General features: G+C 47.1%; 26 protein-coding genes and 1 riboswitch. Of the genes, 20 read left to right on the plus strand and 6 right to left on the minus strand.

Features of this window, described 5'->3' with window-relative positions; genetic code table 11:
• The first annotated feature begins 8 nt into the window (after window positions 1-8).
• From CEF21_RS07245 to CEF21_RS07260, 4 genes are all read left to right on the plus strand, one after another.
• Complete coding sequence (locus CEF21_RS07245; protein ID WP_164462116.1) at window positions 9-392, plus strand: fluoride efflux transporter FluC; 384 nt, start codon at window positions 9-11, stop codon at window positions 390-392.
• Window positions 389-739, plus strand: a complete 351-nt coding sequence (locus CEF21_RS07250) for a fluoride efflux transporter FluC (protein WP_123914598.1) — start codon at window positions 389-391, stop codon at window positions 737-739. The genes CEF21_RS07245 and CEF21_RS07250 overlap by 4 nt, the downstream gene beginning before the upstream one ends.
• A 482-nt stretch (window positions 740-1,221) precedes the next feature.
• Entirely contained in the window at window positions 1,222-1,593 is a 372-nt protein-coding gene (locus CEF21_RS07255) for an ArsR/SmtB family transcription factor (protein WP_123914600.1), read from the plus strand.
• Complete coding sequence (locus tag CEF21_RS07260) at window positions 1,586-3,703, plus strand: heavy metal translocating P-type ATPase (RefSeq protein WP_123914602.1); 2,118 nt, start codon at window positions 1,586-1,588, stop codon at window positions 3,701-3,703. Before CEF21_RS07255 ends, CEF21_RS07260 begins: the two co-directional genes overlap by 8 nt.
• Window positions 3,704-4,095: 392 nt before the next feature.
• Here CEF21_RS07260 and CEF21_RS07265 read toward each other — a convergent pair whose 3' ends face one another.
• Together CEF21_RS07265 and CEF21_RS07270 are read right to left on the minus strand one after the other, a co-directional pair.
• The gene (locus CEF21_RS07265; RefSeq protein ID WP_123914604.1) at window positions 4,096-4,509 is read right to left on the minus strand and encodes an NUDIX hydrolase; all 414 of its coding nucleotides are present in this window, start codon (window positions 4,507-4,509) and stop codon (window positions 4,096-4,098) included.
• A 191-nt stretch (window positions 4,510-4,700) separates the two neighbouring features.
• Window positions 4,701-5,459, minus strand: a complete 759-nt coding sequence (locus tag CEF21_RS07270; protein WP_123914606.1) for an MBL fold metallo-hydrolase — start codon at window positions 5,457-5,459, stop codon at window positions 4,701-4,703.
• A gap of 118 nt (window positions 5,460-5,577) precedes the next feature.
• On the opposite strand from CEF21_RS07270, the gene CEF21_RS07275 reads away from it, so the two are divergent.
• From CEF21_RS07275 to tenA, 4 genes are all read left to right on the plus strand, one after another.
• Window positions 5,578-6,000, plus strand: a complete 423-nt coding sequence (locus CEF21_RS07275) for an Lrp/AsnC family transcriptional regulator (protein WP_123914608.1) — start codon at window positions 5,578-5,580, stop codon at window positions 5,998-6,000.
• 87 nt (window positions 6,001-6,087) lie between these two features.
• Window positions 6,088-7,278: a chromate efflux transporter gene (gene chrA / locus CEF21_RS07280; protein WP_123914610.1), complete on the plus strand. Its 1,191-nt coding sequence runs from the start codon at window positions 6,088-6,090 to the stop codon at window positions 7,276-7,278.
• Window positions 7,279-7,535: 257 nt separating this feature from the next.
• Complete coding sequence (locus CEF21_RS07285) at window positions 7,536-8,510, plus strand: DUF3231 family protein (protein ID WP_123914612.1); 975 nt, start codon at window positions 7,536-7,538, stop codon at window positions 8,508-8,510.
• Window positions 8,511-8,560: 50 nt separating this feature from the next.
• Window positions 8,561-8,667, plus strand: a riboswitch (TPP riboswitch).
• A gap of 250 nt (window positions 8,668-8,917) precedes the next feature.
• Window positions 8,918-9,604: a thiaminase II gene (gene tenA, locus CEF21_RS07295; protein WP_123914614.1), complete on the plus strand. Its 687-nt coding sequence runs from the start codon at window positions 8,918-8,920 to the stop codon at window positions 9,602-9,604.
• Between the two features lie 216 nt (window positions 9,605-9,820).
• Here tenA and CEF21_RS07300 read toward each other — a convergent pair whose 3' ends face one another.
• Entirely contained in the window at window positions 9,821-10,174 is a 354-nt protein-coding gene (locus CEF21_RS07300; RefSeq protein ID WP_123914616.1) for a hypothetical protein, read from the minus strand.
• A gap of 156 nt (window positions 10,175-10,330) precedes the next feature.
• On the opposite strand from CEF21_RS07300, the gene CEF21_RS07305 reads away from it, so the two are divergent.
• Window positions 10,331-10,810 carry an RIP metalloprotease gene (locus CEF21_RS07305; RefSeq protein WP_123914618.1) on the plus strand — a complete coding sequence of 160 codons (480 nt, stop codon included), beginning with the start codon at window positions 10,331-10,333 and terminating at the stop codon, window positions 10,808-10,810.
• Between the two features lie 50 nt (window positions 10,811-10,860).
• Here the strand turns inward: CEF21_RS07305 and CEF21_RS07310 are convergent, their stop codons facing one another.
• Entirely contained in the window at window positions 10,861-11,301 is a 441-nt protein-coding gene (locus CEF21_RS07310; protein ID WP_123914620.1) for a ferritin-like domain-containing protein, read from the minus strand.
• Window positions 11,302-11,536: 235 nt separating this feature from the next.
• Here CEF21_RS07310 and CEF21_RS07315 point away from each other — a divergent pair, with 235 nt between their 5' ends.
• From CEF21_RS07315 to CEF21_RS07345, 7 genes are all read left to right on the plus strand, one after another.
• Window positions 11,537-12,325 carry a GNAT family N-acetyltransferase gene (locus tag CEF21_RS07315; protein WP_123914622.1) on the plus strand — a complete coding sequence of 263 codons (789 nt, stop codon included), beginning with the start codon at window positions 11,537-11,539 and terminating at the stop codon, window positions 12,323-12,325.
• A 153-nt stretch (window positions 12,326-12,478) separates the two neighbouring features.
• Entirely contained in the window at window positions 12,479-14,329 is a 1,851-nt protein-coding gene (locus CEF21_RS07320; RefSeq protein WP_164462117.1) for an IucA/IucC family protein, read from the plus strand.
• Window positions 14,292-16,196, plus strand: a complete 1,905-nt coding sequence (locus CEF21_RS07325; RefSeq protein WP_123914626.1) for an IucA/IucC family protein — start codon at window positions 14,292-14,294, stop codon at window positions 16,194-16,196. The genes CEF21_RS07320 and CEF21_RS07325 overlap by 38 nt, the downstream gene beginning before the upstream one ends.
• A complete protein-coding gene (locus CEF21_RS07330; RefSeq protein WP_164462118.1) occupies window positions 16,193-17,404 on the plus strand; it encodes an MFS transporter in 1,212 nt (403 codons plus the stop codon). Before CEF21_RS07325 ends, CEF21_RS07330 begins: the two co-directional genes overlap by 4 nt.
• Window positions 17,405-17,406: 2 nt before the next feature.
• Window positions 17,407-18,591, plus strand: a complete 1,185-nt coding sequence (locus tag CEF21_RS07335; RefSeq protein WP_123914630.1) for a type III PLP-dependent enzyme — start codon at window positions 17,407-17,409, stop codon at window positions 18,589-18,591.
• A 235-nt stretch (window positions 18,592-18,826) separates the two neighbouring features.
• Window positions 18,827-19,135, plus strand: a complete 309-nt coding sequence (locus tag CEF21_RS07340) for a transposase (protein ID WP_123913424.1) — start codon at window positions 18,827-18,829, stop codon at window positions 19,133-19,135.
• Window positions 19,123-20,079: an IS3 family transposase gene (locus CEF21_RS07345; RefSeq protein WP_123913123.1), complete on the plus strand. Its 957-nt coding sequence runs from the start codon at window positions 19,123-19,125 to the stop codon at window positions 20,077-20,079. Before CEF21_RS07340 ends, CEF21_RS07345 begins: the two co-directional genes overlap by 13 nt.
• A 398-nt stretch (window positions 20,080-20,477) precedes the next feature.
• Here the strand turns inward: CEF21_RS07345 and pdxR are convergent, their stop codons facing one another.
• Window positions 20,478-21,839 carry a MocR-like pyridoxine biosynthesis transcription factor PdxR gene (gene pdxR, locus CEF21_RS07350; RefSeq protein ID WP_123914632.1) on the minus strand — a complete coding sequence of 454 codons (1,362 nt, stop codon included), beginning with the start codon at window positions 21,837-21,839 and terminating at the stop codon, window positions 20,478-20,480.
• Between the two features lie 101 nt (window positions 21,840-21,940).
• Between pdxR and CEF21_RS07355 the strand changes: the two genes are divergently transcribed.
• The 4 genes from CEF21_RS07355 to CEF21_RS07365 all read left to right on the plus strand — a co-directional run bounded on the left by CEF21_RS07355 (window position 21,941) and on the right by CEF21_RS07365 (window position 24,848).
• Entirely contained in the window at window positions 21,941-22,372 is a 432-nt protein-coding gene (locus tag CEF21_RS07355; protein WP_123914634.1) for a GNAT family N-acetyltransferase, read from the plus strand.
• 230 nt (window positions 22,373-22,602) lie between these two features.
• Entirely contained in the window at window positions 22,603-22,710 is a 108-nt protein-coding gene (locus CEF21_RS21220) for a YhdX family protein (RefSeq protein ID WP_164462119.1), read from the plus strand.
• 222 nt (window positions 22,711-22,932) lie between these two features.
• Complete coding sequence (locus CEF21_RS07360) at window positions 22,933-24,033, plus strand: mechanosensitive ion channel family protein (protein ID WP_164462120.1); 1,101 nt, start codon at window positions 22,933-22,935, stop codon at window positions 24,031-24,033.
• 47 nt (window positions 24,034-24,080) lie between these two features.
• Window positions 24,081-24,848, plus strand: a complete 768-nt coding sequence (locus CEF21_RS07365; protein ID WP_241156783.1) for an NAD-dependent protein deacylase — start codon at window positions 24,081-24,083, stop codon at window positions 24,846-24,848.
• 275 nt (window positions 24,849-25,123) lie between these two features.
• On the opposite strand, the gene CEF21_RS07370 is transcribed toward CEF21_RS07365, so the two are convergent.
• Entirely contained in the window at window positions 25,124-25,969 is an 846-nt protein-coding gene (locus CEF21_RS07370; protein WP_123914636.1) for a polysaccharide deacetylase family protein, read from the minus strand.
• Between the last annotated feature and the right edge of the window lie 166 nt (window positions 25,970-26,135).

Here is a 26,135-nt window from a genome sequence, read left to right on the forward strand (position 1 = left end):
GAGGAATCATGAAGTACATTGCCATCGGCCTTGCAGGAGCAGCAGGCGCCATTCTCAGATACCTAACCGGACTGGCGGGAACTATTTCAGGATTTCCCGCCGGAACGTTTATAGCCAACATGTCCGGATGCTTCCTGCTTGCCTTTTTAACGGCAGGAGTATTCAAAATGGACCAATTTCCTAAAAATCTTGCGGCTCCAATCGGTACAGGCCTGATTGGGTCTTATACGACGTTTTCGGCTTTTAGTCTGGAATCTGTCCAGCTGTTTGAAGGGAACCGCTTTGATCTCGCTCTGCTTTATATCGCTGTGAGCGGCCTTTTGGGACTCGCTCTTGCGATTGCGGGATACAGAGCGGGCAATGTCCTGCTGGAAAGGCGTGAGCAGCGGTGATTTCTTATTTTTACATAGCGATTGGGGGATTTCTCGGGGCCATCTCCAGATATGCCGTCAGTCAAAAATGGAACGGCCCTGCCCTTCCTTATGGAACGCTATTCGTCAATTTGGCTGGGGCCTTTTTAATAGGCTGTCTGGCGGGGGTCACGCCTTCAGAAACGGTCTATCTGCTCGCAGCGACAGGATTCCTGGGCGGGTTCACGACATTTTCTACGATGAATCTTGAACTGGCAAAGCAAGTGATGGAGAAGAAATACAGGGCATTTCTTATTTATGGGGCAATTACCTATATAGGAGGCATCCTTCTTGCATACGCCGGGTTTTTGCTGACTGGAATACGATGAGAAGAGGCTGTGACAGAAGTATTTAAGCCCATGATAAACCCGAACAATTAGGCGAGAGGTTCGTGAATCGCTCGTCTTATCGTTCGGGTTTTGTTTGTATTTTCAATAGCGATTTGTATATGTTTTAAAACGAGTGGAATGAAGCGGAAGCACTCGACTCCTGCGGGATGCAGAGGAAAGGATGAGCCCCCGCAGACGCAGCCGAGGAGGCTCGGAAAGCGAGTGTCTGCAGCGTAATGGAACGGCTTACCTGATGATAAAACAACAATGGCTGCGAGAAAGGTATTCTATGCCAACGGGCAGAAGAATGGAAACAGACTTCGTTTTTGTAGATCATTCATCTTGTTATGACTCAGTCCCTCTGCTCATCTTGTTTGTGCTCTTATTCTATTTTTTTTGAACATTCAAACGCCCATTTGACTATAATACCTGTAAGCGATATATTAATAATCAAATAGACGTTTGAATGAGGGGATTCCGAGATGGAAGAAACGAAGGATGTTTGTACGGACGTTTGTGAGACAGTGGAAAAAGGCACGAGAATGAAAAGCGCTCTGCAGGAAAAGAATCCGGCAGCCGTAGCCAATTTATTTAAAGCACTGGCCGATGAAACGAGGATGAAGATCGCCTATGCCCTTCTAATAGAAGGAGAACTATGCGTCTGTGATGCGGCAGAAATTACAGGTTCTTCGAATGCAACAGCCTCTCACCATCTTAGATTATTGAAAAGCCTGGGTCTTGCCCGTTTTCGCAAAGAGGGAAAACAGGTCTATTACGCATTGGATGACGACCATGTGAGGCAGCTGATTGAGGTTGCTTTTGCCCATCAGGAAGAGGTGGCAGCACGTGGATAAGGTCGAGGATCAGCACGTTTATCGTGTTCAGGGATTTACATGCGCACACTGTGCAGGCAAATTTGAACGGAATGTGCAGGCGATTACCGGGGTGCATGACGCAAAAGTAAATTTTGGGGCTTCGAAGCTGACGGTTTTCGGAACGGCTTCCATAGAAGAGATTGAGCATGCAGGAGCATTTGAGAATTTAAAGGTCCATAAAGATGATCGAAGGGCGGCCATCCCTGCAGAACCGGTGCTTCCTTTTTGGAAACGGCATGTTATGCTGCTTTTATCAGCGGCTGTTCTTCTCCTGGCTTTCATTTTTCAGGTGCAGCTTGGAGAGGGAAGTGTTTTATCGGTTTCCGCCTTTGCTGCGTCCATGCTGATCGGAGGCTACGGTCTTTTCATTACCGGACTGAAAAATCTGGTTCGATTCGATTTTGACATGAGAACGCTCATGACGATCGCGATCATTGGGGCAGCCATCATCGGAGAGTGGAGTGAAGGTGCGATTGTCGTCATTCTTTTTGCCATCAGCGAAGCGCTGGAAAGGTATTCGATGGATAAAGCAAGGAACTCGATCCGTTCTCTGATGGACATTGCCCCTAAGCAGGCAACGATCAAGAAAAACGGGAAAGAGTGGACAATTGATGCTGAAGACATCGAGGTTGGCGATGTTCTCGTAGTGAGACCCGGCCAGAAAATCGCGATGGATGGAATTGTCCTAAACGGCATGTCTGCCGTCAACCAGGCAGCGATTACGGGTGAGTCGATGCCGGTGCCAAAGACAGCGGATGATTCAGTTTTTGCCGGAACCCTGAATGAAGAAGGGGTTCTTGAAATCAAGGTGACCAAGAGAGCCGAAGACACGACGCTTGCAAAAATCATTCACCTTGTCGAAGAAGCTCAAGGTGAAAAAGCTCCTTCTCAGGCCTTCGTGGATGTATTTGCCAAATATTATACACCTGCAATCATGCTGATTTCCCTGCTTGTGATGATCGGACCTCCGCTCATCGCCGGTGCGGACTGGAGTACGTGGGTTTATCAGGGACTCGCCGTTCTTGTTGTCGGCTGTCCATGTGCTCTCGTTGTTTCGACTCCGGTTGCGATCGTAACGGCGATTGGGAACGCGGCACGAAACGGGGTCTTGATTAAAGGCGGGGTCTATCTCGAAGAAATGGGTTCGCTGAAGGCGGTCGCGTTTGATAAGACCGGAACCCTTACCGCCGGCAAGCCAGTTGTTTCCATGCTTGAGATGTTTGGGGACCGGGAAAAGGTGTATCCTTTATTCGCCGCACTGGAACATATGTCACGGCATCCTCTTTCCGCAGCGGTCATAAAGAAGGCGAAAGAAGATGCGGTTGAATTTGAAGAGATTGCAGTGGAGGATTTTGTCTCCATGACCGGAAAAGGGATACGGGGCAGGATCCATGGAACCGAGTATGCGGCGGCGAGCCCTTCGTTTTTTAAAGAATGGAGCCATGCTTTGGAACTGCCGGATAAAATAGAAGAACTCCAGACACAGGGCAATACCGTCATCCTGTTCGGAACACAAGACGAAATCCTCTCGGTTGCCGCTATTGCCGATCAGGCGAGGGAAACGAGTGTGGAAGCTGTTCAAAAGCTGCATCAGCTTGGGATTCAGAAAACGGTCATGCTGACGGGAGATAACCGGAGGACCGCGGAAGCAGTCGGAAGGTACCTCGGAATGGATGAAATCCGCTCAGAACTGCTTCCGGAGGATAAGCTCACGGAAGTGAAAAAAATGAGGAACGAGTATGGCCGTGTAGCGATGGTGGGAGACGGAGTCAACGATGCCCCGGCTCTCGCTGCATCAACCGTCGGAATTGCCATGGGGGGAGCGGGAACAGATACCGCTCTTGAAACGGCGGATGTCGCCTTGATGAGTGATGATCTCAAAAAGCTTCCGTTCACGATATCCTTGAGCCGGAAAGCACTTATGATCATTAAACAAAATATTTTCTTCGCGCTCGGCATTAAATTGGCCGCACTCGTGCTGGTTGTACCAGGATGGCTCACTCTGTGGATTGCCATTTTTGCAGATATGGGCGCGACCCTTTTGGTCACATTGAACGGTTTAAGGCTGCTGAAAGTGAAGGATCGCTGAACAAAAGGTTACTTTGGGCACCGGAAACATTCTTTCCGGTGCCTTTTGTATGGGGAAAGTTATACAATTGCGGTGTTGTACACTCAGAGTAAACGAGGCAATAAAACCAGGCTGGACAGGACTTAATCCTGCCATTGCTGACTTTATTGGAGAATTGCTGACTTTATTGGAGAATTGCTGACTTTCTGAGATTGATGGCTGACTTTCCACAAAGAATTGCGTTTGGCGAGTTATGATGAATTTTTTTCAAGTTATGATGAATTTTTAACATTTATGATGAAAAATGCCCTGCTTATGATGAATTTTATTCATTTTATGATGAAAAATCGATCACTTATGCTGAATCCATCAAAACTGATCCGCTCCGTTCACCGCTCCACTCAATGTATTCCTCACTCCTCCAGCACATACGGAATGGAGGATTTCAGCAGACCTCTGATTCCTTCCGGATGGTAAGGCATCCAGCGGTCCGCTGTCTCCCAGTCCATCCATGCAATTTCATCAATGGTCTCTGTATCCTGAATGCTCAATTCACCGCTTATAATTTCAGCTTTAAAGGTGAAAAAGAGAACGTGGGCATGGCTGTTTTCCATAAATGCTTCGTTCACCGAAAGGAGGTCGCCTATTTGAAGGGTCAGGCCGGTTTCTTCAAACGCTTCTCTTTTGGCGGCAACGGGAAGCGTTTCACCCTGTTCCACTGCCCCTCCCGGCATAGACCAGTCATCACGTTTGCTGTTTTTCACCATTAATATTTTCTCATTTGCTTCGTCACAGACTAAGGAATAGACCACATCTTCTCGTTTCATAGGAATTCCTGCTTTCCTCTTTAATGTAGAAAGGAGATGTAAACCAACCGGAATAAATCAGGGTGCCGAAGAATTCAGCCGGCCGGAACGTCACCGTATCTTCTTTATAAGACATGGGGTTCCTTTCGAGATAAAGGGGAGATATTCCTCCCTACAATCAAAAAAAGTGCGGGACAAGCCCGCACTTTCCTTTAAAATTGCAGCGTTTCCCCGTCTTCCGGTATAGAAACTTTTTCTGACCATTCTTTATCCGAAAGGAATTCCTTCAGCCCGGCCCTTGTCAGCAGACAGTGATTGAGTGTTTCCATATGGATCACAGCGAGTTCTGCGTCCGGAGCTGCCTTCTGAGTCTGTTCGATGTCTTCTTTATCCATGGTGATCACATCACCGCTCGTGTATTGGGCGGCCCCTCCGTTTACAAAAATCACTTCAGGGTGATGCTTCTCGATGGCATCTTCCACGTCTTTGCACCAGACGGTGTCCCCTGCTATATACAGCGTTTTTTCTTCAGGATGGCTAAATACGAATCCGGAAACCGTACCGGTGTGCTTCGTAATTTCGCCCCTCCCGTGCTGGCCGCTTGTTTTTGTTATGGTAATATCTCCAAAGGAAATGGACTCTCCCAATGATTGTGCGTGTACAAACCCATCCTGCCGGAGCACTTCTGCATCATTCTCATTTTGAGCGTATAGGGGAAGTTCCTTAGGCAGAGCCTGTTTCGCTGTTTCATCATAGTGATCGGGATGCAAATGGGTAACAAGTACCGCATCCGCCTTTACGATCTCTTCGATGGAGTCAGGCAGACTGACCAATGGATTCCGCTGGTCCTGATTCGGAGTATTCGGAAATGGAGGCATGGCTCCTTTTTCTGCAAAAAACGGATCGATTAAAAATGTTTTTCCAGCGTAATGGACGTGTAATGTCGCGTTGCGGATAAGACGTATTTCCATTCCAAGTTCCTCCCTTTTGTATGATTCTTCTATAGGATAATATAAGAAGGGACGTGACATACATAGATAAGATCAAGTGAATGCGTTGATTTGCTTGATTTATGAAAGAGGTGGAAGAATGCTCGATCAGACCGACGGAAAAATTATCAGCGAACTGAAGAAAAACGGCCGGATCACGATGAAGGAGCTCGGGCGGAAAGTCCATTTGACGGGTCAGGCTGCTTCTGCCCGGGTAATGAAGCTTGAGGACGAGGGGATGATTGAAGGATATACAATCCAGCTCAACGAAAAGAAAACAGGCTACGCGATCCATGCCTTCCTGAACATTTACACAAACAGCTTTAATCATCAGCCCTACCTTGCGTTCCTGAATGAATCCATGCAGTATGTCCGAAAAAATTTTAAAATCAGCGGCGATGGCTGCTATCTGCTGGAATGCCGGTTTCCGGGCAATGAAGAACTGGACGTATTTCTAACAGGGCTGAATAAATTTGTGAATTACAAGCTTTCCATTGTCATAAACGAAACCCATTCTGTGTAAATTTTTCATGACATTTTATAGGCCATTCATCTCTGGGGAAATCCCCGTGCTACTATAAAGATAAAAAGCAATTCGGAGGACTTATAAATGCAATCCAAGTATAAGACATGGCTTGAAATCCTGCTCGTATCCTTCAAGCTTGGATGTACGTCCTTTGGCGGGCCCATTGCCCACTTAGGCTATTTTCGGGAAGAGTATGTGAAAAAGAAGAAATGGCTGGATGATTCGTCTTATGCGGATATTGTGGCGCTATGCCAGTTCCTGCCCGGTCCGGCCAGCAGCCAGGTCGGGCTGTCCATCGGTTTGCTTCGGGGAGGGGTAATCGGAAGCTTCCTCGCCTGGTTCGGGTTTACGATGCCATCTGTTTTCACGCTGATTTTATTTGCCCATTTGTTCCAGGGGTCGGATGTTCAGAATGCAGGGTGGCTGATGGGACTGAAAATTACGGCTGTCGCAGTTGTTGCCCAGGCTGTAATGGGAATGGGGAAATCGCTTGCGCCAGACCGACCGCGGGTAACACTTGCTGTCCTCGCTGCGATCGGTGCCCTGTTTATTCCTTCCGCATGGGGCCAGATTGGGATCATCGCAGCAGCTGCAATCTTCGGGTGCATTTACTATAAAAATGAAAAAGTTCCTGAAGTTCCGAAGCTTGCCGTATCGGTCAGCAAAAAGGCCGCTTTCGGATCGCTTATTTTATTTGCGGCGCTCCTGGTGCTTTTGCCTGTTCTGCGGCATGTATTCCCCGGCACTTTTATGGCTTTGTTTGATGTGTTTTACAGGGTTGGCTCCCTCGTTTTTGGGGGAGGGCATGTCGTTTTGCCGATGCTTGAAAAAGAAGTCGTTCCGCCGGGCTGGGTGACACAGGATGCATTCCTTGCAGGATATGGCGCGGCTCAGGCTGTGCCTGGCCCGCTGTTTACACTGGCAGCCTACATAGGAGCGGTTATATCCGGCATACCGGGTGCCCTCATTGCAACAGCGGCGATGTTTCTTCCGTCCTTTTTGCTCGTTATGGGGGTTCTCCCTTTCTGGAGCAGAATCCGCAGTGTAAAGGCCGTGCAGGCCGGACTGATGGGAGTGAATGCCGCTGTTGTCGGGATCCTTTTAGCTGCCTTATATCATCCCGTTTTCACAAGCGCCATCCATTCGGCCGGGGCGTTTGCGCTTGCGCTGTCAGCTTTTGCTCTTCTTGTCTATTGGAAACTTCCGCCTTGGCTTGTCGTCGTGCTTACGGTGCTCGGTGGCACACTGATGGACCAGGCAGGCCTGCTTTCGTAAAGAGATGTGGTATAATCATGAACAAGGAAGGTGATTTTGATGAGCAGTAAATCATCCATTTTGAAAAAAGTAGTGGATTATGCAAAGAAAAATCCTGACCAAACGAAAAAAGCATTGAACCTTGTAGGCAAAGCCTTAAAAAACCGAAAAAAGTAAGTAGAAGGATGGCCATTTATGGTCATCTTTTTTTATTTTTCATAAAATCCCCATCAAATGGAAAAATAAGTTCATCTATTTATTGAAATGAGGCTGGAACGATGAAACCGATGTCTTCGTCCGAATTAGCAAATTTGTGGTCTACTTACCAGAAGAAGACGATGCTGCTTCGGATCATAGAACATGCATTAGATGTCACGACCCAGAAAGATATCACATCCATCCTTCACTATGCGTATCAGGAAGAAACAAAATTTGTGAAAGAAATCGCCCAGCTTTTAAAAAAGGAAGGGGCGTCCATTCCTGAAGGGTTTGATGAAACCGATGTGAACCGGAATGCGGAAAGGCTGTTCGATCAATATTTTTATATCCGTTTTTTGCGCATGCTGATGAAACTTGGAATCGGACTGAACGCCGTCCATTTATCGATGGTATACAGAAATGACATCCACGATTTTTTCTCGAGAACGTCTGCCCATTCTAATAAAGTGTTCGGAATGTGTACAAATTGTCTTCTTCAAGTGGGCAATGGAACGATTCCTCCGGTTATACAGATGCCGGAACATCCTAAATATGTGGAAAAGGAAAAATATCTGGCAGGATTTCATTTCCGCAAGAGACCGCTCAATGCGACCGAGCTATCCATCATTTATCATATTGTTGAAAACAACAATTTCGGCGCGCAGCTCATGAAGGGTTTGGCGAAGGTAGTGAAAGAGCCGGCTGTCAAAAACTATATGAAGAAGGGCGAGACGCTCGCCATCGATTTGTATCAATCGTATGGCAAGCTGATGGAGGGGAGCGGCATTTCGGTTTCTGCCTTGCCTGGAGCGGTTATTGCCGAGACAAAAACTTCACCATACTCCGATAAGCTGATTATGTATCTGATCAACCTTCTCAGCAGTTTAGGACTGACAAGCAACGCCTTGGGAACGACGTACAGCCTGAGGCCGGATCTTCCGCTGAAAATGGCGCTTTCGGCGAGAGATATTTATTCGTTTGCAAAAGAAGGCGGAAAAATCATGATTGATCATCATTGGATGGAAGAAATACCGGCGGCTGTCATGAAACGCTAGTTGAATTTTTTCCTCTGCATGTTATGATGGACCTGGAAAATAAAATACCGCATTGCCACTAGGGGAGCCTTAAAATAGGCTGAGACCGGAGCAGACTCCGGGACCCTTGGAACCTGATCTGGTTTGAACCAGCGGAGGGAAGTGGGAGATTGTCTGTTTATGATCTTTCCCGCTCTTATCCGCTAAGAGCGGTTTTTTATTTTTAAGCTCTGTTAAACTAGGATGTTGATTTCCGTTTCAGGCGCTAGCTTTCCGCGGGGCGGGCGGTGAGCCTCCTCGCCGCTTTGCGGCTGCGGGGTCTCACCTGTCCCGCTGCTCTCAGCTCGGAGTCTCACGCCTTCCACTTCAATCAACATCAGACTAACAGAGCCTATTTTTACACAAAAACATGCAGGGGGAATTCGGAAATGGCATCTTTTACAGAAACACTGAGGAACGCAACCGATTCAATTTGGGAGGCGAATTTCAATCATCCATTTGTGAAAGGAATCGGCGATGGAACACTCCCTCTTGAAAAATTCCGCTACTACGTCATGCAGGATGCGTATTATTTATCCCACTTTGCCAAAGTACAGGCGCTCGCAGGAGGGATGGCGGATGATCTTCATGTCACAGCCCGGATGGCTTTTCATGCTCAAGGGACGTACGAAGCAGAGCTTTCGCTTCATGAAAAATTTTCCGCACTGCTGCAGATCACCGATGAAGAGAAACAAGCTTTTGAACCATCACCAACGGCATACGCCTACACTTCCCACATGTATCGTTCTGCGGTTACCGGCAGCCTTGGGGAGATCATCGCCTGTATTTTGCCGTGCTACTGGATTTATTACGAAATTGGCGAACGGCTGAAAGAATGTCAGCCGGAAGAGCCGATTTACCGCGAATGGATTGCAGCCTACGGCGGAGAATGGTTTAAAGAACTCGTTTACGAACAGCTCGAGCGTCTCGATCAGCTCGCTCTTGAAGCTTCCGAAAAAGAACGCCAGAAAATGCTCCGGCACTTTACCATCAGCTGCAAGTACGAACTGGCATTTTGGGAAATGGCGTACACGATGGAACAATGGCCGGATGTGGCCGGTGCTGAAGTACGGTAAAAAAACGCGGAACAAATGCTGGCCGGCAGGATCCCAGTCAAGTCAGGTACGGATAGAAATTAGGAGTACGATATGAAGCGGGGCTTTTGCAGCGGAATAGATCCGCGTGCGGACTGAAGTGTCCGATTTCCGATCCAGAACCTCCGATAAATGGCAGCCTCCGGGACACATATGACCAAAAAAGCCGTTCTCCCTAATCAGGAGGACGGCTTTTTCTCAATCTGCTATTTCATCATCAAAAGGATTAATTACATAAATATAAGCGTGGGCTAAGTCGATTCGGAGGATCCATTCCCATGGAACATCCAGTCTTTTATAGATCGCTTTCCAAAACTCAGCGGATTTTGTTTCAAACTCCAGGTATTCCTGAAGAAGCTCCTTATAAGACACTCCCTGGATCTGGATGTTTGAATCCATTAGACGCATGTGGGCGAGGTGCCTGCACTCCAAATCCTGTGCCATTAGAAGTTCTTCCTGTGTGGCCGTTCCGATAACGGTACCGTCCTCAGGAATCGCCGCAAAAACGTTTACATTTTCATCTACTGTTACGGGCTGATCATCGAAGCGCATGAGTCATGTCCTCCTTGTTTTGGAATAGGGTGGTTCTTTCTCTATCATACCTTAAATGTCAGAATAATGACACGATTAAACGCTGGTTTGAGGTCAGAATTTAGGGGAAAACAGGCAGTACGGGCGAGACAGATTCACATAAGGAGGATTTTCATCATGTTCGAGCTTCGGGATGTGCTCACGCTCCTCTGGTCGCTTTGTATTGTTCTGCCTATTGCTTCGTTCATCCACCAACTCGGCCATACGATTATGGCGCTCGTTTTTGGCGGAAAAGGCACCTTTACAATCGGAAGAGGGAAAACGCTGTTTACGTTTAAGTGCTTTACTGTAAAACGCTTATATTTTCTGGATTCTTTTTGCCAGTACGAAGGATTAAAGTATGATAACCGTGCTACTCATGCGCTTGTCTATGGAGGGGGAGCCCTTTTTAATCTTCTCTCGATTTTAATTTTGAATTTCCTGATTATAAAAGGTGTACTGGAACCGCATATGTTTTTCTATCAGTTTGCTTATTTTTCAAGCTACTACGTTATTTTTTCATTGCTTCCGGTCCGTTATTCCGATCATCATCCCAGTGATGGAATGGCGATTTACGAAGTGATCCGGCACGGGAGAAAATGCGATCCCGTTGATTGAGGTCCGGTTCTGTTCAAGCGGCAAAAAAAAACCGCCCTCAGGCGGCTGCGTTACAGTTTGGTCAAGTAATAAAGAAACCAGACAGCGTGGTTCTGTTCATCCGATGCGGCTCTTCTGAATATTCGCTTTATATAGGCGTTTGTTGACTTATCATAAATATTCAAGTAAAAATCCACCGTTTCCTGCTCATCTTTAATGGCTGCATTAAGTCCCTTCTCGTATGTGGATGCACACTCTTCGGTCAGCTGAGGTTTATGCTGGCGCCCGGTCAGAGAGAGGTAAATCTGCGAAATCTCCTCATAATGTCTTTTCTCATCCATTCGAATCTCCAAAATCTTATCCCGCTGTTCCTGTGTCGGCGCCTGCTTGGCCAGCACCTCATAGCAAGTAATCGCTGTGTATTCTCCGTCCAATGCTTTTGCTATATCTTTCGCAAGCAGTGCATTTTGATTCATCTGCCGCTGATATTCTTCGTAATACGAATATTGCATGTCCTTAAAACCCCCTATTTAACTGGCTTGATAAACTATATGACAGAAATTTCAATTTAGTAGTGAAAAGGTTCGGAACATTCTTTATAATAAACTCTAAAACCATCAGAAGGTCCGGCTTTTGGACCGAAACTCAGCTTCTTCATCCCGAGAAGGAAAAAGAGCAGTGAGTGGAATGGAGAAATGAAAATACGATTCTCTTTGGTGAAAGAGAATGCTTTAGGGGGAGCAGCAGATGATCAGACAGTTATCAGAAAAGGACCACGGGCAATGTTTCGCATACATTTCCAAGAAGCCCGCGGAAAATTTATTTTTAATCGGGGACATTGAAGCATTCGGATATGATGAGTCTTTCCAGAAAGTGTGGGGGGATTTTGATGAGGACGGGGAGCTTAAAGGGGTTCTTTTAAAATATGAAGTAAACTATATCCCTTTTTCTTATGGAGAGTTTGACGCGGAGGGTTTCGCAGATATTATGAAGAGGGATCCAGAGTGGCAAATTCTTTCCGGACTTGAAGAGGTGACAGCGAAGCTTGAGCCTTACCTTAACCGGAAAACGGATAAGCGGGTTTTATATTATGCCAAGTGCAATACGCTTGAAGGAACCGGGGAGGATGATTCAGCGGTTTCCGTAAAAAAAGCAGAGATCGATGACGCTGAAAAAATCATCGGGCTTCACAAAAAAATTGAGGAATTCACTGGCAGCGAAAGCATCGAAAGCAAGCGCCGCAACATGGAAAAGGGCGTTTCCAGGACGTATTATGTGGAAGCGGACAGCATGATGGTGAGCGCGGCATCAACGGCCGCTGAAAATTCTTTGTCCGCGATGGTGGTCGGGGTCTGTACGGTCAATGAGCATAAGCAAAAAGGGTATGCGACGGCATGCATGCTGAAGCTTTGCGGCGAGGTGCTGGACGAGGGAAGGGAGCTTTGTTTGTTTTACGATAATCCCGCTGCAGGGAAAATTTATAAGCGAATCGGATTTAAGGATATCGGAATGTGGACGATGTATAAGTGTTTATAATCGGACGGGCTGCCTGTAAAAAGGCAGTTTTTTTAATGCCGGAGTCCATTGGCTCATAGTATAAGACTATCGAAGTATTGATTAAAAGTGTCATATTCATTATGATTAATGAGATTGATTCTCATTATCGGAAAGGGAAGAGGGCCAACTGCCATGGAGTTTGAACAAAAAGCAAAAAAAGGGATACTCGACAGGCTGACACAATGTCTGATCCGTGAAAAGCTTGTACCCTGCAAGGTAAAACATAACGTGATCATCATTGGACTTCAAGAGGAGAAGTCTATTCACATACATATGAAGCGCAAGTATCAGCTTAACCGCTTTGTTATAGCGGAGATTGTTTTTCATGAATCCGGCCGCATCAGCCCGATTCACGATCCTATTCAGCTTCTTGAACAGCTGCAGTCTGCCGGTCTTTTTCCTGCATCAGAAGAGACGGAAGGGTTTAAAAAAGAACTGGCGAACAGCTCAGCGAATTATGCGCTTGGATTAAAGAAGTTTGCTGAGAGGCAGAAGGAATGGCTGGTGAATAAAGAAGCACACGCAAATTCGATTAACTGGATCGGGCATACAGCGGCGGAAGACGAGTTTTTCAGCCCGCTCGCCTTTTTCGAGCAGCTTGCTGTTCACGGACATACGCTTCACCCGTGTACGAAAACAAAAATGGGCATGAGTGCGGAAGAGGTGAAGGCATACTCTCCTGAATGCGGTGGAAAACCGGCTGTTGTGTACGCGACGGTCCATAAGAGCCTCACATCGGCAAGCCTCCTGCGAAGCGGCGGGGTGAAGGAGCTTTTATTTCTTCAAAATGAAGGACTTCAGGAAGTTTTTGAACAAGAGCTTAACGGCTGCTCCATGAACCCGGGGGAGTATGAATTGATTCCGCTCCATCCGTGGCAGGCGGAGCATGTTCTTCCTGACCTGTATATCCAGGAGCTTCAGGAAAAACGGATCGTTCTCCTGCATGGATGGACGGAGCCATCTTACGCGCTTTCTTCCCTGAGAACGCTTTTGCCTTTAGCGAAAGGGCGGAATCAGCCATTCCATTTAAAAACAGCCATCCGGGTACAGGCGACTAGCGCTGTAAGGACCGTTTCCCCCGCTTCCGCCATGCACGGGCCGATGTTCACGGGTTTGTTCCGGGCTTTAGCCAGAACGGAACATTTCCCTTCCGGCCTGAAGCTGCTCGCTGAGGAAGCAGGCATTCATTTTAAGGATTCAGAATCGGAAGAACGGGAAAAAAATCTGGCGGCGATGATTCGGGAAAACCCGGAACGCTCTGTTGCCTTCCATGAGGGGGAGCTTGCGGTACCCGGAGTTGCCCTAATATCGGATTCTCCATTCGGAAACGGGTCTGTCCTTTTAGAAGCCGTTCGCCTGTATAAGCGGACGATGAATGACAGAAGTCTGGAACAGGCAGCAGTAAACTGGATTCGCGACTATTCGAGACTCCTGTTCGAATCCTGCCTTCCGCTTATGACCAGGTATGGAATTGCCCTGGAAGCCCATCTTCAAAACAGCATCCCCGTATTGAAGCATGGCGTTCCGGTCAGGTTAATCGTAAGAGACTACGGCGGCATTAAAATCTTGAATCAGCGCCTCCGCAAAGCCGGACATGAATTTGTTTTCCAGGTGGATACTCATGTGGAAGCGAAAAATGAAGCCGCACTGCAGGATACCGTCTCCCATGCACTGATCCAAAATCATCTCGGGGAACTGATCATTCAGCTTGTTCAGGAGCTGAATATGGATGAGCTCCCATTGTGGGAGGCCGCAGCGGAAGAATTGGAGCGGGTTTTTGATGAACTCGCTGAGGATCCGGATGCGGTGTCTGACCGGACGGCCTTAATGGAAGAAGAGCTTTCTCTCAAGAGTCTTGTGGGAATGAGGCTTAACCATACCATTGACAATACGTACACAAAGGTGCCGAACCCCTTTGCAACCATCACACGAGGAGGAAGCAAACGTGCTGAATTACAGAACGGAAACGAAACAAAATCATAATAATTATGCACAAGAGATGCTGGAGTATCTTGAAAAAGAGCTTCCTCATTTAAAGAACGCTTTTCTGGAACAGCTGCCGAGAGCGGAAGCCGCTATCCTGAATAAATGGGCCGAATCCCTGCTGCGTGAAGATGTACTGAACATGAGAAGCGAAGCGGCAGAGCAGAAAATTCACGGTTCTGCTTCAGCGGGAAAACCATCCGTATTTTTATCCGTTCCGCTTAAAGACCGGGCAAACCTTGTCATCGCCTGCTCAGGAAGGCACGCTTTTAACCGGATTATGGTTACAGAGCTCTTTTTGCTGAAGGACGGTTTGGTTAAAATTCGAACATGTGCTGAATTGCTTGAGCTTCTCGAAAAACACCATCCCGGCTTTCCTGATTTTGGCGGGAATTGGGACAGCTACGCAGATGAACTGATGAACGGGAGTGCGAATTTAGCGCTCACGTATGCTGTGTTTGAGAAAACGAAAGAAGCACTGCCTTTATCTAAACGGCTGTACTCCTATGCAGAAGATCTCGCCGATCCCGGGTTGTTCTTTGAGCAGCTGTGTATTGAAGGGCATCACCTTCATCCGGGCACAAAAACGAAAATGGGGATGAAAGCAAAGGATGTCTTTCATTATTCTCCCGAATTGCGGGGAAACGTAGCGGTTCGTTTTGTGCTTGGGAAAAGAGAAACCTTTATGTGGAAGGTACAGTCCAATATAGACCCAAATGAATTCTTATTTGCAAGTCTCCCGGGTTTGAAAGACCGGGCCGCTGCTGAATGCAGGAAGAAACGGATAGAGCTTGATGAATGGCTCATCATTCCGGTGCATCCATGGCAGCTCGATCATATGCTGCCCGAACTGTTTGGGAAAGAGCTGGATGAGGGAGTCATTCACGTTTTAGAAATGGAATGGACGGCCTTCCCGACCACTTCCTTCCGAACGGTCATCCCGAAAGGAAATGATCTTTATCTGAAGCTTCCTGTCCATTCGCAGATGACGTCAACGAAGCGTTCTGTATCCGCACAGACGGCCTGCAATGGTCCAGCCGTCTCCCGGCTTTTTGATGAAATTCTTGACAGGGAGCCGCATTTAAAGGATACGTTCGTTCCAATCCCGGAAACGTTCGGAGTGGCCTTTAAAACAGAGGATCCGCTGAAAAGCCGGAATATGACAGCGATGATGAGAAGCGGCCTCGGAAATTTAACGGGGCACAAAGAAATACCAGTCGTCGCCTCATCGTATAACAGCCCGTCCCCATTTTCAAAAAGGCTCGTGCTGGAAGACATCTATGAGGAGTACTGTCTTCGTCATGAGGTGACTCATCAGGAAGGGTTCGAATCCTTTATGAAGGCCTATATTTCGGTCGTTTTACCAGGCACGCTGACCTTGATGACGAAGTACGGAATTGGGCTGGAAGGGCATATGCAGAATTCCATTGTGTCCTTTAAAGACGGGAAGCCCGTAAAGTATTTGTTCAGAGACTGGGGCGGCGCGAGGATTTTTAAAGAACGGCTTCATGAGCAGGGTCTTAATCTGAATTTAATGCCGGGTTCGGTGACACTGACAGATTCCCTTGAAGAGATGCAAAGTAAAATGCATTACACCGTCTTCCAGAGTCATTTTGGCGAGGTCATCCGAATCTTATCCTCCTATACAGGCACTGAAGAAACCGCCGCATGGAAATGGCTTCGTGAGGAAGCGGAACGGACGCTTGAGGCAATTGGCGGCAGGACGGCAAAAGAAGACCGGGAGCTGCTTTTCGGACCATACGTGAAACACAAAGCCCTTTCGTTAATGAGGCTTTTTCCAGAGCATAAAGGGTACGTGTATGTGAAAGCACCGAATCCGTTAGCAGAGGCGTGTGGCAATCCGTGAAAAGTGCCGCATCCGCCTTTAAGTCAAAAGGGTACCGGCTATTTTATGCGTCAGGCTTTGCGGGACGGCTGTGGGAATGGGCTGACTTCACCGTATTAAACTGGGCCGTGCTGCAAATGACGCATTCTCCTCTTTATTTGGGGCTCATTAACGTATGCCGGCTCCTTCCCATCTTTCTTTTCAGCCTGACCGGAGGAGTTCTGGCTGACCGGTTTCCGAAAAAGATGCTGCTGCTCATCAGCCAGCTGCTTATGCTGGCATCGACCGTCTGGCTCATTTCCGCCTGGGGAGGACCGATGCCGCTTATCCTTGCCATTGTCTTTATCCGCTCTGCGATACAGGCTGTTGAAGCGCCGATTCGAAATACATATGTCGCCGATCTGGCGGGAAAAGAAAGCTTAACAAGCGCCGTCGCCCATTACAGTTCGATGATCCATTTGGCGAGACTGATCGGACCGGCTGCAGCAGGCGTGCTGCTTGGATCCATGGACGCAGAATTTTTGCTCGCGCTGTTTCTCGGATTGCTTGCGGTATCCGTTCTTGTCATGGTTTTCGTTCCGCCGGGACAGGCTGTTCCTGCTAAAAAGGACAAGCCCCGGGGTTCGAATTTGAAGGATGCTTTTATGTATGTGAAAAAAGATTCGTGTATTCAGGGCCTGCTGCTGCTTTCCGTCATCCCGATGACATTCGGATTTCCTTATTCCTCGATGATGCCGATTTTCGCAGATTCTCTGATGAATATAGGTCCCCAAGGCTTCGGACTTCTGCTTTCCCTTTCATCCTTTGGAGCGATTATTGGAACGTGGGTCCTGTCAGCGGGATGGATCCGGGCGAACCACAGGACGATGATCGGTTCATCGGTTCTGTTCGGGGTATTTATTATCGGGATGATCATGGCGGCAGAAAGCACGTATCTGCTTTTTGCCATCGTCTTTATGATGGGGCTGTTCGGGCAGGTATACCGGACGCTGAACCGGATTTCCCTGCAGCACTACGTACCGTCCCATTACAGGGGAAAGATTTTAAGTATTGCCCTCATGGATAGAGGATTCATCTCTCTCGGAACGATGCTGTTTACACTCCTGGCTGAGTGGAATGTATATTGGAGCGGCCTGTTAATGGGGCTCTCCTGCTGTGCCCTGACCATCATAATCGGAGCGATTTTCAGCCGTCCGCTCGAAAAGATGCATAACGAAGTGGGAGGTTAACCATGTCATCTGCAGAACAAATCAAGATTGAACTGTTAAAAATGAAATCACCGCGGCAGCCTTTTTGCGCGTATCTTTATGATGTAAGCGGGATGGAGGAGCATGCCCAAAGCCTGGCCGCTTCCCTTCCTGAGCAGGTAAGCCTGTATTATGCAATGAAAGCCAATCCGGATCCTGTACTCCTTCACGCGGTTCAGCGGCATGTAAAAGGGTTTGAAGCGGCATCACTCGGAGAGCTGGACAAGCTTACCGCTTTTCCCGACCATCACAAGGTTATCAGCGGCCCTGCAAAAACCGATGAATTTTTGAAAGCCGCCATTACCCGGGAAATCAGAATGATTCATGCCGAAAGCATGTGGGAGATTGAACGGATTCATTTTATCGCCCAGCTGCTTGGGAAAAAAGTGAGGATTGCACTTAGGGTCAACCTGGAGAAGGCAATCGGAAAAGCCCGACTCACCATGGCAGGCAAACCGACGCAGTTCGGCATCGATGAATCCCTGCTGCCCGAGGTCATGGAAATGGTGAAACAGCTCCCGTTTATTGAAATTACAGGCTTTCACTTTCATTCTGTCTCCAACAATCTGGATGCAGAGGCCCATCTTGCTTTCGTCCGCCACTGTATCGAGAAAGTGAACCTTTGGGAAGAAATGTACAAGGTGAACGCACAATATGTCAACTTCGGCGGTGGAATCGGTGTCCATTATGAGAAACAGGACAAACCGTTCGACTGGGGGGCCTTTGCAAAAGGCATGCACGAACTCGTCCGGGAAGCACCGGACCGATGGGAGCTCGTATTTGAGCTTGGACGCTATTTGGCCGGGCCTTTTGGCTATTATGCTGCTGAGGTTATGGATGTAAAAGAAAACCATGGTCAGGCTTACGTATCTGTAAGAGGAGGAACCCATCATCTCCGGCTGCCGGCCGCATGGAAAATGAGCCATCCCTTTGAAGTCGTCGCTGTGGAAGAATGGGAATATCCGCTTTCGAGACCTGAACTTCGGTCCAAGGAAGTGTGGATTACTGGAGAACTGTGCACACCGAACGATGTCCTGGTCAGAGGAGAGCACTGTGACCGCGTCCGGGTTGGAGATATCATCCTTTTTCACTTTGCAGGAGCCTATGCATGGACAATTTCACACCACGATTTTCTAAGCCATGAAAAGCCGCAGATGATTTATATATGAGAAAAACGGCGGGCGGACCGCCGTTTTTGCTTTATATGCTGGTGAAGAGGGGGCCGGCACTCCGCATTCAGCATAAATTTGAAAAATTCATCATAAACGGCTGAAAATTCATCATAAACGGATGAAATTTCATCATAAAATTTAAAATTTCATCATAAACCTCTCAGGCCCCCTAACTAGTTTGGACACCTCCACTCATTCTAAATATAATGAGGGCAGAGGAGATGAGGCCAAGATGAAGAGAAAGAATGGTCCGATTGAGGACGTAAAGAAGAAATATGTCAGAATGGCATTAGAGTCCGGCAATACGGCTTTCCTAGCCAGGAAATTATCAGTAGCTCCTTCTACTCTGTCTGGGTGGGTGCGCCAGTATCGGGATGAAGTCGAATTAGAGATGAAAATGGAGGGTGTCTCTCCCCTTTCTGAAAACTCTGGTACGGATGAGATCCAGAAAAAATATGATCAAGCCATGAAACTGTTAGGGGAAAAAGAGCTGGAAGTTGAAATGCTTCGAGAAATGATAAAAAAAAAATCGAAACGCTAACCGATAAAGTCGAATTCGCAAAAGAATGGGTAGAAGCCGGGTTTGCGGTCACTCGGGTAATCAACATTGTGGGAATATCTAAGTCCACTTACTATTATCAACAGGCCAATCCCATTCCGGCGAAAAGGGTAGCTGGCGGAAGGCCTATCCCCGGTTTTTCCTTAGACTCAAAAGGAAAACGTGTATCTGACGAGCAAATCAAAGCGTACCTGGTCAAGCTGATCGGTGGTATGGAGGCGGTCTATGGGTATCGGAAACTGACAAGCTGCCTAAAACGGAAGCACCATCTGACCATCAGTAAAAAGAAGGTGTACCGTCTGTGCAAGGAAATGGGGATCCTGTTCCCTTTAAAAATTCGAAACAATAAGTACCCCAGAAAGATTGCCAGGAATCGAATCGTCACAGGTCCAAATCAAATGTGGCAGATTGACATCAAATATGGATACATCCCAGGCATAGAGCGTTTTTTCTACCTGGCAAGCGCGATAGACGTGTACGATCGGAAGATTGTCGGCTTTTATTTAGGGAGAACATGTGGCGGGAAAGATATCACAAAAATGCTTAAGACGGCTCTGAGAGCCCGTAAAATAGAAAATTCCGGCGAAGAGAAGCTGGTGCTTAGAACCGATAATGGACCCCAGTTTATCGGGATCCAATTTCAAGAGTTCTGCCTGGAAAACAAAGAAAGGCTGGAGCATGAACGAATTCCTCCAAAGTCACCTAATTTGAATGCTTATATCGAGTCCTTTCATAGCGTCCTCGAACGAGAGTGTTACCAGCGGCACGAATTCCAGACATTCGAAGAGGCCAATGAAGTCGTGAAGGAATACATTCAGTTTTACAATAACAAAAGACTGCATGGAAGCCTTGAGGACTGGCCTCCAGCTGTCTATTTTCAGAAACATAAAAAGGGTGAAGTAAAACCTAGAAAGATCGCTCTTTGAAAAACGGAGAAAACATTAGAATTCGGAAGAGCGTGTCCAAAATTAGGGGGCTCAACCGAAACCTCTCAAAATTCATCATAACGGTGGAAATTTATTATAACGATTTACTTCTAAAGAGGATGGTCTGGCGCCTGACCCGCGCTGCTTTACAGAACGAAAGCTCCGGCACCAGTTCTGCAACCCCTTGACACATAAGGGCTCAAAGGAACTGTCCTCTGTCCCCCGCTTCGGTGAAGGATGCCGGGACTGGCACCGTGCCAGTCCCCAAGAATTTTACCGGACTAAAGCTCTGGCACCGACTTCGCAAGCCCTTGATAAACAAGGGCTCAACGGATCCGGTCTCCGTCCCCTGCTGCGGTGAAGCAAGTCGGGACTGACCCCACCCTCACCGTTCTCCCCTAAAACCATGCCCTCCGTAATAGCTCAATTCCCACCACAATCTCTTCCTCCGTCACCCCGCCAAACCCTATAAAAAGCAGCGGTTTTTCCGGCTTTACCTTTACAAAATAGAGGGAGGCAGGATACACCTTCACTCCTTGACGCCCAGCGGCTGTGATGAGTTCTTCTTCGCTCATTCCGTTTTCCGCTTGGATAAGAATGTGCATCCCTGATTTTTCTCCGATGATCCGAATCCGATCTTGGAACACGGCCTGCATTTGCCTGATCAGCAGGCTGTGTTTTTTCCGGTAATGAGTCCTCATCCGGTTCAAATGCTGCTCCCAGAAGCCGCGTGCCATAAAAAGAGAAAGGGCATGCTGATGGAATCTGGACACGGTTTGTTTAAATGCCATCAGCTGAGGCTCGGCGGAACGCATCAGTTTTTCCGGCAAAATCATGTAGCTGATGCGAAGGGAGGGGATGAATGATTTTGAAAAAGTCCCGAAGTAGAGTACGTCCTCATTTTGACTCAAGCTTTGAAGGGACGGTATAGGCCGGCCTTCATAGCGGAATTCCCCGTCGTAGTCATCTTCAATGATCCAGCGGTTAGTTTCCTCTGCCGCCCATTCCAGCAGTTCCAGTCTCCGTTTCACCGGCATGACCGTACCATACGGGAATTGATGGGAGGGAGTGATATAGACAGCTGTAGCATTGGAGGATTTCAGCGCTTTGATATCCATTCCTGATTCGTCAAGCGGGATTGGAATGAGGCTGTAATCCTTCAGGGAATCCCTCGTCCGGTGGTAGCCCGGATCTTCAATGGCAAAGGTTTCAGCGCCAAGGATCCGGGCTGCCTTCTCAAGCAGAATATGAGTGCCGGCTCCGATGATGACCTGATCCGTATGGCACCGGACCCCTCTGGCACGGAACAGATAAGCGGCGATTTCTTCTCTGAGCTCCTTTTCTCCAAAAAGATGCCCGGTATGAAACAGTTCGTCTTTATGCAGGGCTTCGACCGAGCATTTTTTCCATTGAGCGTATGGGAATTTATCCGTGTCGATTGTTTGGCTAAAGTCGATTACTGGCTGAACGGGTGTGTCTTCGTTTTTTTCCTGAAGCGAGGAGGGATGGCTGAACAGCGTGTTTTCAAAATGAAGAACATACCAGCCTTTCCTCGGTCTCGCTTCAATGTATCCTTCCGCCTCGAGCTGTGCATAAGCCGATTCCACCGTATTTACACTAATATTCAGCTGAAGGGAAAGCTTTCTTTTTGAGGGAAGCTTCGAATCGGATGCCAAGGTGCCGTCATTGATGCTCTGTTTGATTTGTTCGTAGAGCTGGACAAAGAGCGGGCTTCCCTCTCTGAAAAAAATTGTATCCATTTTAGCCTCCTTAACTGGTACCTTCCGAATTAATTAAACTGGCTCTCAACACCATACCAGTGATTTGCTATCTTTATCCTATCACAAAGGAGGAATGACAGATGGAAAAAATTGTAGAGTTGATTGGTGAAAGAGATTGGAAGAAAGGCTTTCCGGTTCTTTCTCAGCTTAGGCCTCATTTGACTGAGAAGGAGTTTCTGGAATTGGTTTCCTTGGCATCAGAGCTTGAAAACTACCGGATTAAATTACTCTATCACGAAGGCCAGCCTGTTTCCTATATTGGGTACCAGCCGATGATTACCTTGTATTACGGCAAATTCATATGGGTATCTGACCTGGTTACCGATGCCGCCCATCGTTCAAAAGGATACGGTGAAAAACTGCTGGCCCATGTGGAGGAAGAGGCGGAAAAAGAGGGATTTGACGGAATAGCTCTTTCCTCCGCTCTTCATAGAAAAGGGGCACACCGGTTTTACGAGGAGAAAATGGGATTCGAAAAAGCAAGCTACAGTTTTAAAAAAGTTTTTAAATAATGCTTTCCTTCACTTGCCAATTTTCCTAGAAACATAGACCCTTTTTTCAGAAGATTTGAGCCCTAAAATAGAAAATGATTCGCTGTAAATCTACTGGTTTCGCCATTTTCTCTTAAGTGGGACAAACGGATGCCTATCGAAAATTGTTGGATATTCAGATGTAATTAGGCCATCTGGTTTATTTACTAAATATTCTGATAAATTTATGATGTGTAAAAGGAGGCGAGACAATGGGAAAGGGAAGAATCAGAGTGGAGGAGCGTATTAAAGTTGAGACAAATGAAGAAATGTATAAAGCCACCCTCGTTGACCAGAATCGTCCAAAGGAAAAAAATTAATCCCAATTCCATAAACAAAAGTCCACATGCCTTTCCGGAAAACTTTACTTAGAATCCCGTTATTGCTTTAAGCTGCCAGCCCCGAAACTGGCGGCTTTTTTCATTTATCCCGTTTAATTATTTTTCTTGCAGGTAAATAGAAAAAAAGGACAATATTCCCGTTCAGCCAGCGAATCTATAGTATAATGCTTTTTTAAAGCAGCTAAAAGGAGAGAACGCAGTGTGCAGGTAAATTGGTTTACATATGATCATTTAACGAAGCTCGGAATCAGCATTGGAATCCTTGTTTTGTTTTTGGTGCTAAGAAAGATTTTCACGAAATACATTTTCCACCTGATTATGAGGATCAGCAGGCGGACACCGACGGAGTTCTTTACTCATATTCTGCTGTCCTTTGAGAAACCGGTCAGATGGCTGTTTATGTCGGTCGGGGTTTACCTCGCGATTATCTACTCGCCTTTTTTCAATAACAGCATGGAGGTCGTCCATGAGGTTTACCGGTCTGTCATCGTTATTGTCATAGCCTGGGGACTTTATAATTTGACTGGTTCTTCGTCGTTATTTTTCAATAAAGTAAACAGCAGATTTGACCTTGGAATTGATGATATTCTCGTTCCTTTTCTTTCAAAGCTTCTCCGCTTTGTTGTGGTGGCCTTGACCTTCAGCATCGTAGCGAAGGAATTTGATTATGATGTCAATGGTTTTGTGGCGGGGCTCGGACTCGGGGGACTGGCGTTCGCGCTTGCAGCGAAGGATACCATCGGGAACTTTCTTGGAGGAATCGTGATTATCACAGAAAAGCCGTTCACGATTGGGGACTGGATTAAAGCGCCAAGTGTGGAAGGGGTGGTTGAGGATATCACCTTCAGAAGTACGAAAATCCGGACGTTCCCCCAGGCGCTTGTCACTGTACCGAATTCTACGCTGGCCAACGAGCCAATCACGAACTGGACAAAAATGGGGAAACGGCAAATCAATTTTAAAGTGGGGGTCACGTATCATACAAATCAAAAACAAATGAGCCAAAGCGTGTGGAGAATTGATCATATGCTGCAGGAGCATGATGGAATTGATGATGAATCCATCCAGGTGAGCTTTGACAGCTTCGGGCCGAGCAGTCTGGACATTCTCATCAACTGTTTTACGAAAACCACCCACTATGGCGAACACTTAAAAATTAAGCAGGACATTAACCTGAGAATTATGCGTATATTGGAAGAGGAAAGCGTGCAATTCGCCTTCCCTAGCCAGACGATTTATGTGGAGCAGGTGCAGCAAAAGGAAATCAATCTTGAAAAAGAAAAGCAGTACTCTAAAAGTTGAGGCGGGATTTTGGAAAAAATCTTACAGCATAGAGGCAGGTTTTCTCTTTGAATCAACCCATTTATCAGCTGGCTGACTGGCTGCACAAAGCAAATGTCCTATCTGTTCTGACCGGGGCGGGAATCAGTACGGAATCCGGCATTCCGGATTTCAGGTCATCAGAAGGACTGTGGACGGAGAATCTTTCCCGAACGGAAGTCATCAGCCGATCCTATTTTGAACGAAACCCTAAAAGCTTTTGGAAGTATTTCAAAGAAATTTTCCAGACAAAATTAAGTTTGAATCATCAGCCGAATAAAGGCCATCTGTTTTTGAGGGAGTTAGAGGATGCCGGTAAAGAGGTTCATATATTCACCCAGAATGTTGACGGTCTGCATCAAAAGGCGGGAAGCAGGGCTGTCTTCGATATGCATGGATCCATCCAAACAGCTGCCTGCCCCAAATGTAAAACCGTTTACGGGCTCGAGTATATTCATGCAGAAGAAATTCCGAGGTGCACAGCGGAGCTTGCAGGCGGCAGCCGATGCGGGTTTATCCTGAAGCCGGATGTGGTTCTATTCGGAGATGCGGTGCGGCATATGGAAACCATCTGTCCCATAGCAGAACGGTCGGAGCTCCTCCTTGTCATGGGAACTTCCCTTGAAGTGTACCCGGTCAATCAGATTCCAAATGATTTCCGTCTGCGGGGAAACAAAAAAATGGTGCTCATTAACCGCGAACCAACCCGGCTGGACCATCTATTTGACTTAGTCATCCATGCCTCCATCGGAGAAACCCTCGAACAGACCAGGGAATGCATGCGTGAACATGCTTGAGACCTCTCATTAGGGTAAATAACGATGTAACTGAGTATATGTTATCTGCGCCGGAGAGTTCGATAAAATGCGGTGGAGGCGCGATTGTCCTAAATTCGTTATCCGAGACTGAGTCTCCGATATGAAGGCCAAGTGGTCCGCTGCCCAAACCAAAATGTCCGGTAACCGGATTCGGAGGCCGGCAACGGACGCAGATCAGCCTGCTAAGCTAAGCATTTTCGTAAAAAGAATCATGCCAAAAAAACGCCCGGGATTCCAAATCCCGGGCGTTTTTCCTATTTCAAATGAACAGGTTCCATATTTTCGCTGAGTGCATCAAAGGAGTATCCTCTTTTTTTAAGCTCCGGAATAAGCTGGTTCAGTGCTTCCGGTGAAGGGATGCGGTCGTGCATAAGGATGATGATCGGCTGATCCGGAAAGTCTTGATTGCGTTTTTCGACCTGCTTGAGAACATCTTCAACATACTCAGGCTTTTTGTATTTCCAGTCAAAGCTGTCGACATTCCAGTCCCAGTATTGGAAATTTGCCGACTGGAGGGCCAGCTGTTCAGGTTCTGTCAGGTTAGGCACACTTCCATAAGGCGTTCGGACAAGTTCCGTTGAAATTCCTGTTATGTTTTTTAATGTATCTCTTGCTGCTGTCATTTCTCCTACAACAGAATCCGGAGTGGCATAAAACACTTTCGGTTTATGGGAGACTCCGTGCAGGCCGGCAGCATGCCCTTTTTCAACAAGGCGCTTGACCTCTTTTTCATGCTTCCGCATATTCGGTTCAAGCATAAAGAAGGTTGCAGGCACATCATATTTATCCAGAGCATCCAGCAGATCTTCCGTTGCCGGCGAAGGCCCGTCATCAAACGTCAGGTAAACGGTTTTTCGTTTCATTGTCTGTTTTGGCTTCGGCTTCGGGGTTTCCGGAATCATCGTTTTCGGCGGATTTTCCTTCATTAATTCTTTTTCCCCTTCTGTTCGAAGCATCCCGATTTGTTCGCTTTTTACTTTCGCTTTTACCGGACTATGCAGGTCCGGTCCAATCCAGAGGGAAGCGAGAACGAGTCCCATTACTCCTAAAATTCCTGCTTTCATCCATAAATATTTTGGCGTCGGCTGTCTTTTTTCCACATGAACATCTCCCCCATGACGTATAGCTATGTATCCTTCTAGTAGTGTAACGAAAAAAGGAAGGGGTTTTGTTACAGAAAAGTAACAATTTAACGACGATTATGTAATGGAGTATGATGAAAGCGCTGTTTAAAAGGGTACCTAAATTTGGAGGTGTTTTCTCTCT

The organism is Bacillus sp. FJAT-42376, from assembly GCF_003816055.1.
In the GTDB taxonomy this organism is placed as follows: Bacteria; Bacillota; Bacilli; order Bacillales; family Bacillaceae; genus Metabacillus_B.

Bases quoted from the DNA above. Each gene is read 5' to 3' on its own strand.
- CEF21_RS07245 (WP_164462116.1), top strand. From the start codon at position 9: ATGAAGTACATTGCCATCGGCCTTGCAGGAGCAGCAGGCGCCATTCTC.
- CEF21_RS07255 (WP_123914600.1), top strand. From the start codon at position 1,222: ATGGAAGAAACGAAGGATGTTTGTACGGACGTTTGTGAGACAGTGGAA.
- CEF21_RS07265 (WP_123914604.1), bottom strand. From the start codon at position 4,509: ATGAAACGAGAAGATGTGGTCTATTCCTTAGTCTGTGACGAAGCAAAT.
- CEF21_RS07270 (WP_123914606.1), bottom strand. From the start codon at position 5,459: ATGGAAATACGTCTTATCCGCAACGCGACATTACACGTCCATTACGCT.
- CEF21_RS07275 (WP_123914608.1), top strand. From the start codon at position 5,578: ATGCTCGATCAGACCGACGGAAAAATTATCAGCGAACTGAAGAAAAAC.
- chrA (WP_123914610.1), top strand. From the start codon at position 6,088: ATGCAATCCAAGTATAAGACATGGCTTGAAATCCTGCTCGTATCCTTC.
- CEF21_RS07285 (WP_123914612.1), top strand. From the start codon at position 7,536: ATGAAACCGATGTCTTCGTCCGAATTAGCAAATTTGTGGTCTACTTAC.
- tenA (WP_123914614.1), top strand. From the start codon at position 8,918: ATGGCATCTTTTACAGAAACACTGAGGAACGCAACCGATTCAATTTGG.
- CEF21_RS07300 (WP_123914616.1), bottom strand. From the start codon at position 10,174: ATGCGCTTCGATGATCAGCCCGTAACAGTAGATGAAAATGTAAACGTT.
- CEF21_RS07305 (WP_123914618.1), top strand. From the start codon at position 10,331: ATGTTCGAGCTTCGGGATGTGCTCACGCTCCTCTGGTCGCTTTGTATT.
- CEF21_RS07310 (WP_123914620.1), bottom strand. From the start codon at position 11,301: ATGCAATATTCGTATTACGAAGAATATCAGCGGCAGATGAATCAAAAT.
- CEF21_RS07315 (WP_123914622.1), top strand. From the start codon at position 11,537: ATGATCAGACAGTTATCAGAAAAGGACCACGGGCAATGTTTCGCATAC.
- CEF21_RS07320 (WP_164462117.1), top strand. From the start codon at position 12,479: ATGGAGTTTGAACAAAAAGCAAAAAAAGGGATACTCGACAGGCTGACA.
- CEF21_RS07335 (WP_123914630.1), top strand. From the start codon at position 17,407: ATGTCATCTGCAGAACAAATCAAGATTGAACTGTTAAAAATGAAATCA.
- CEF21_RS07340 (WP_123913424.1), top strand. From the start codon at position 18,827: ATGAAGAGAAAGAATGGTCCGATTGAGGACGTAAAGAAGAAATATGTC.
- pdxR (WP_123914632.1), bottom strand. From the start codon at position 21,839: ATGGATACAATTTTTTTCAGAGAGGGAAGCCCGCTCTTTGTCCAGCTC.
- CEF21_RS07355 (WP_123914634.1), top strand. From the start codon at position 21,941: ATGGAAAAAATTGTAGAGTTGATTGGTGAAAGAGATTGGAAGAAAGGC.
- CEF21_RS21220 (WP_164462119.1), top strand. From the start codon at position 22,603: ATGGGAAAGGGAAGAATCAGAGTGGAGGAGCGTATTAAAGTTGAGACA.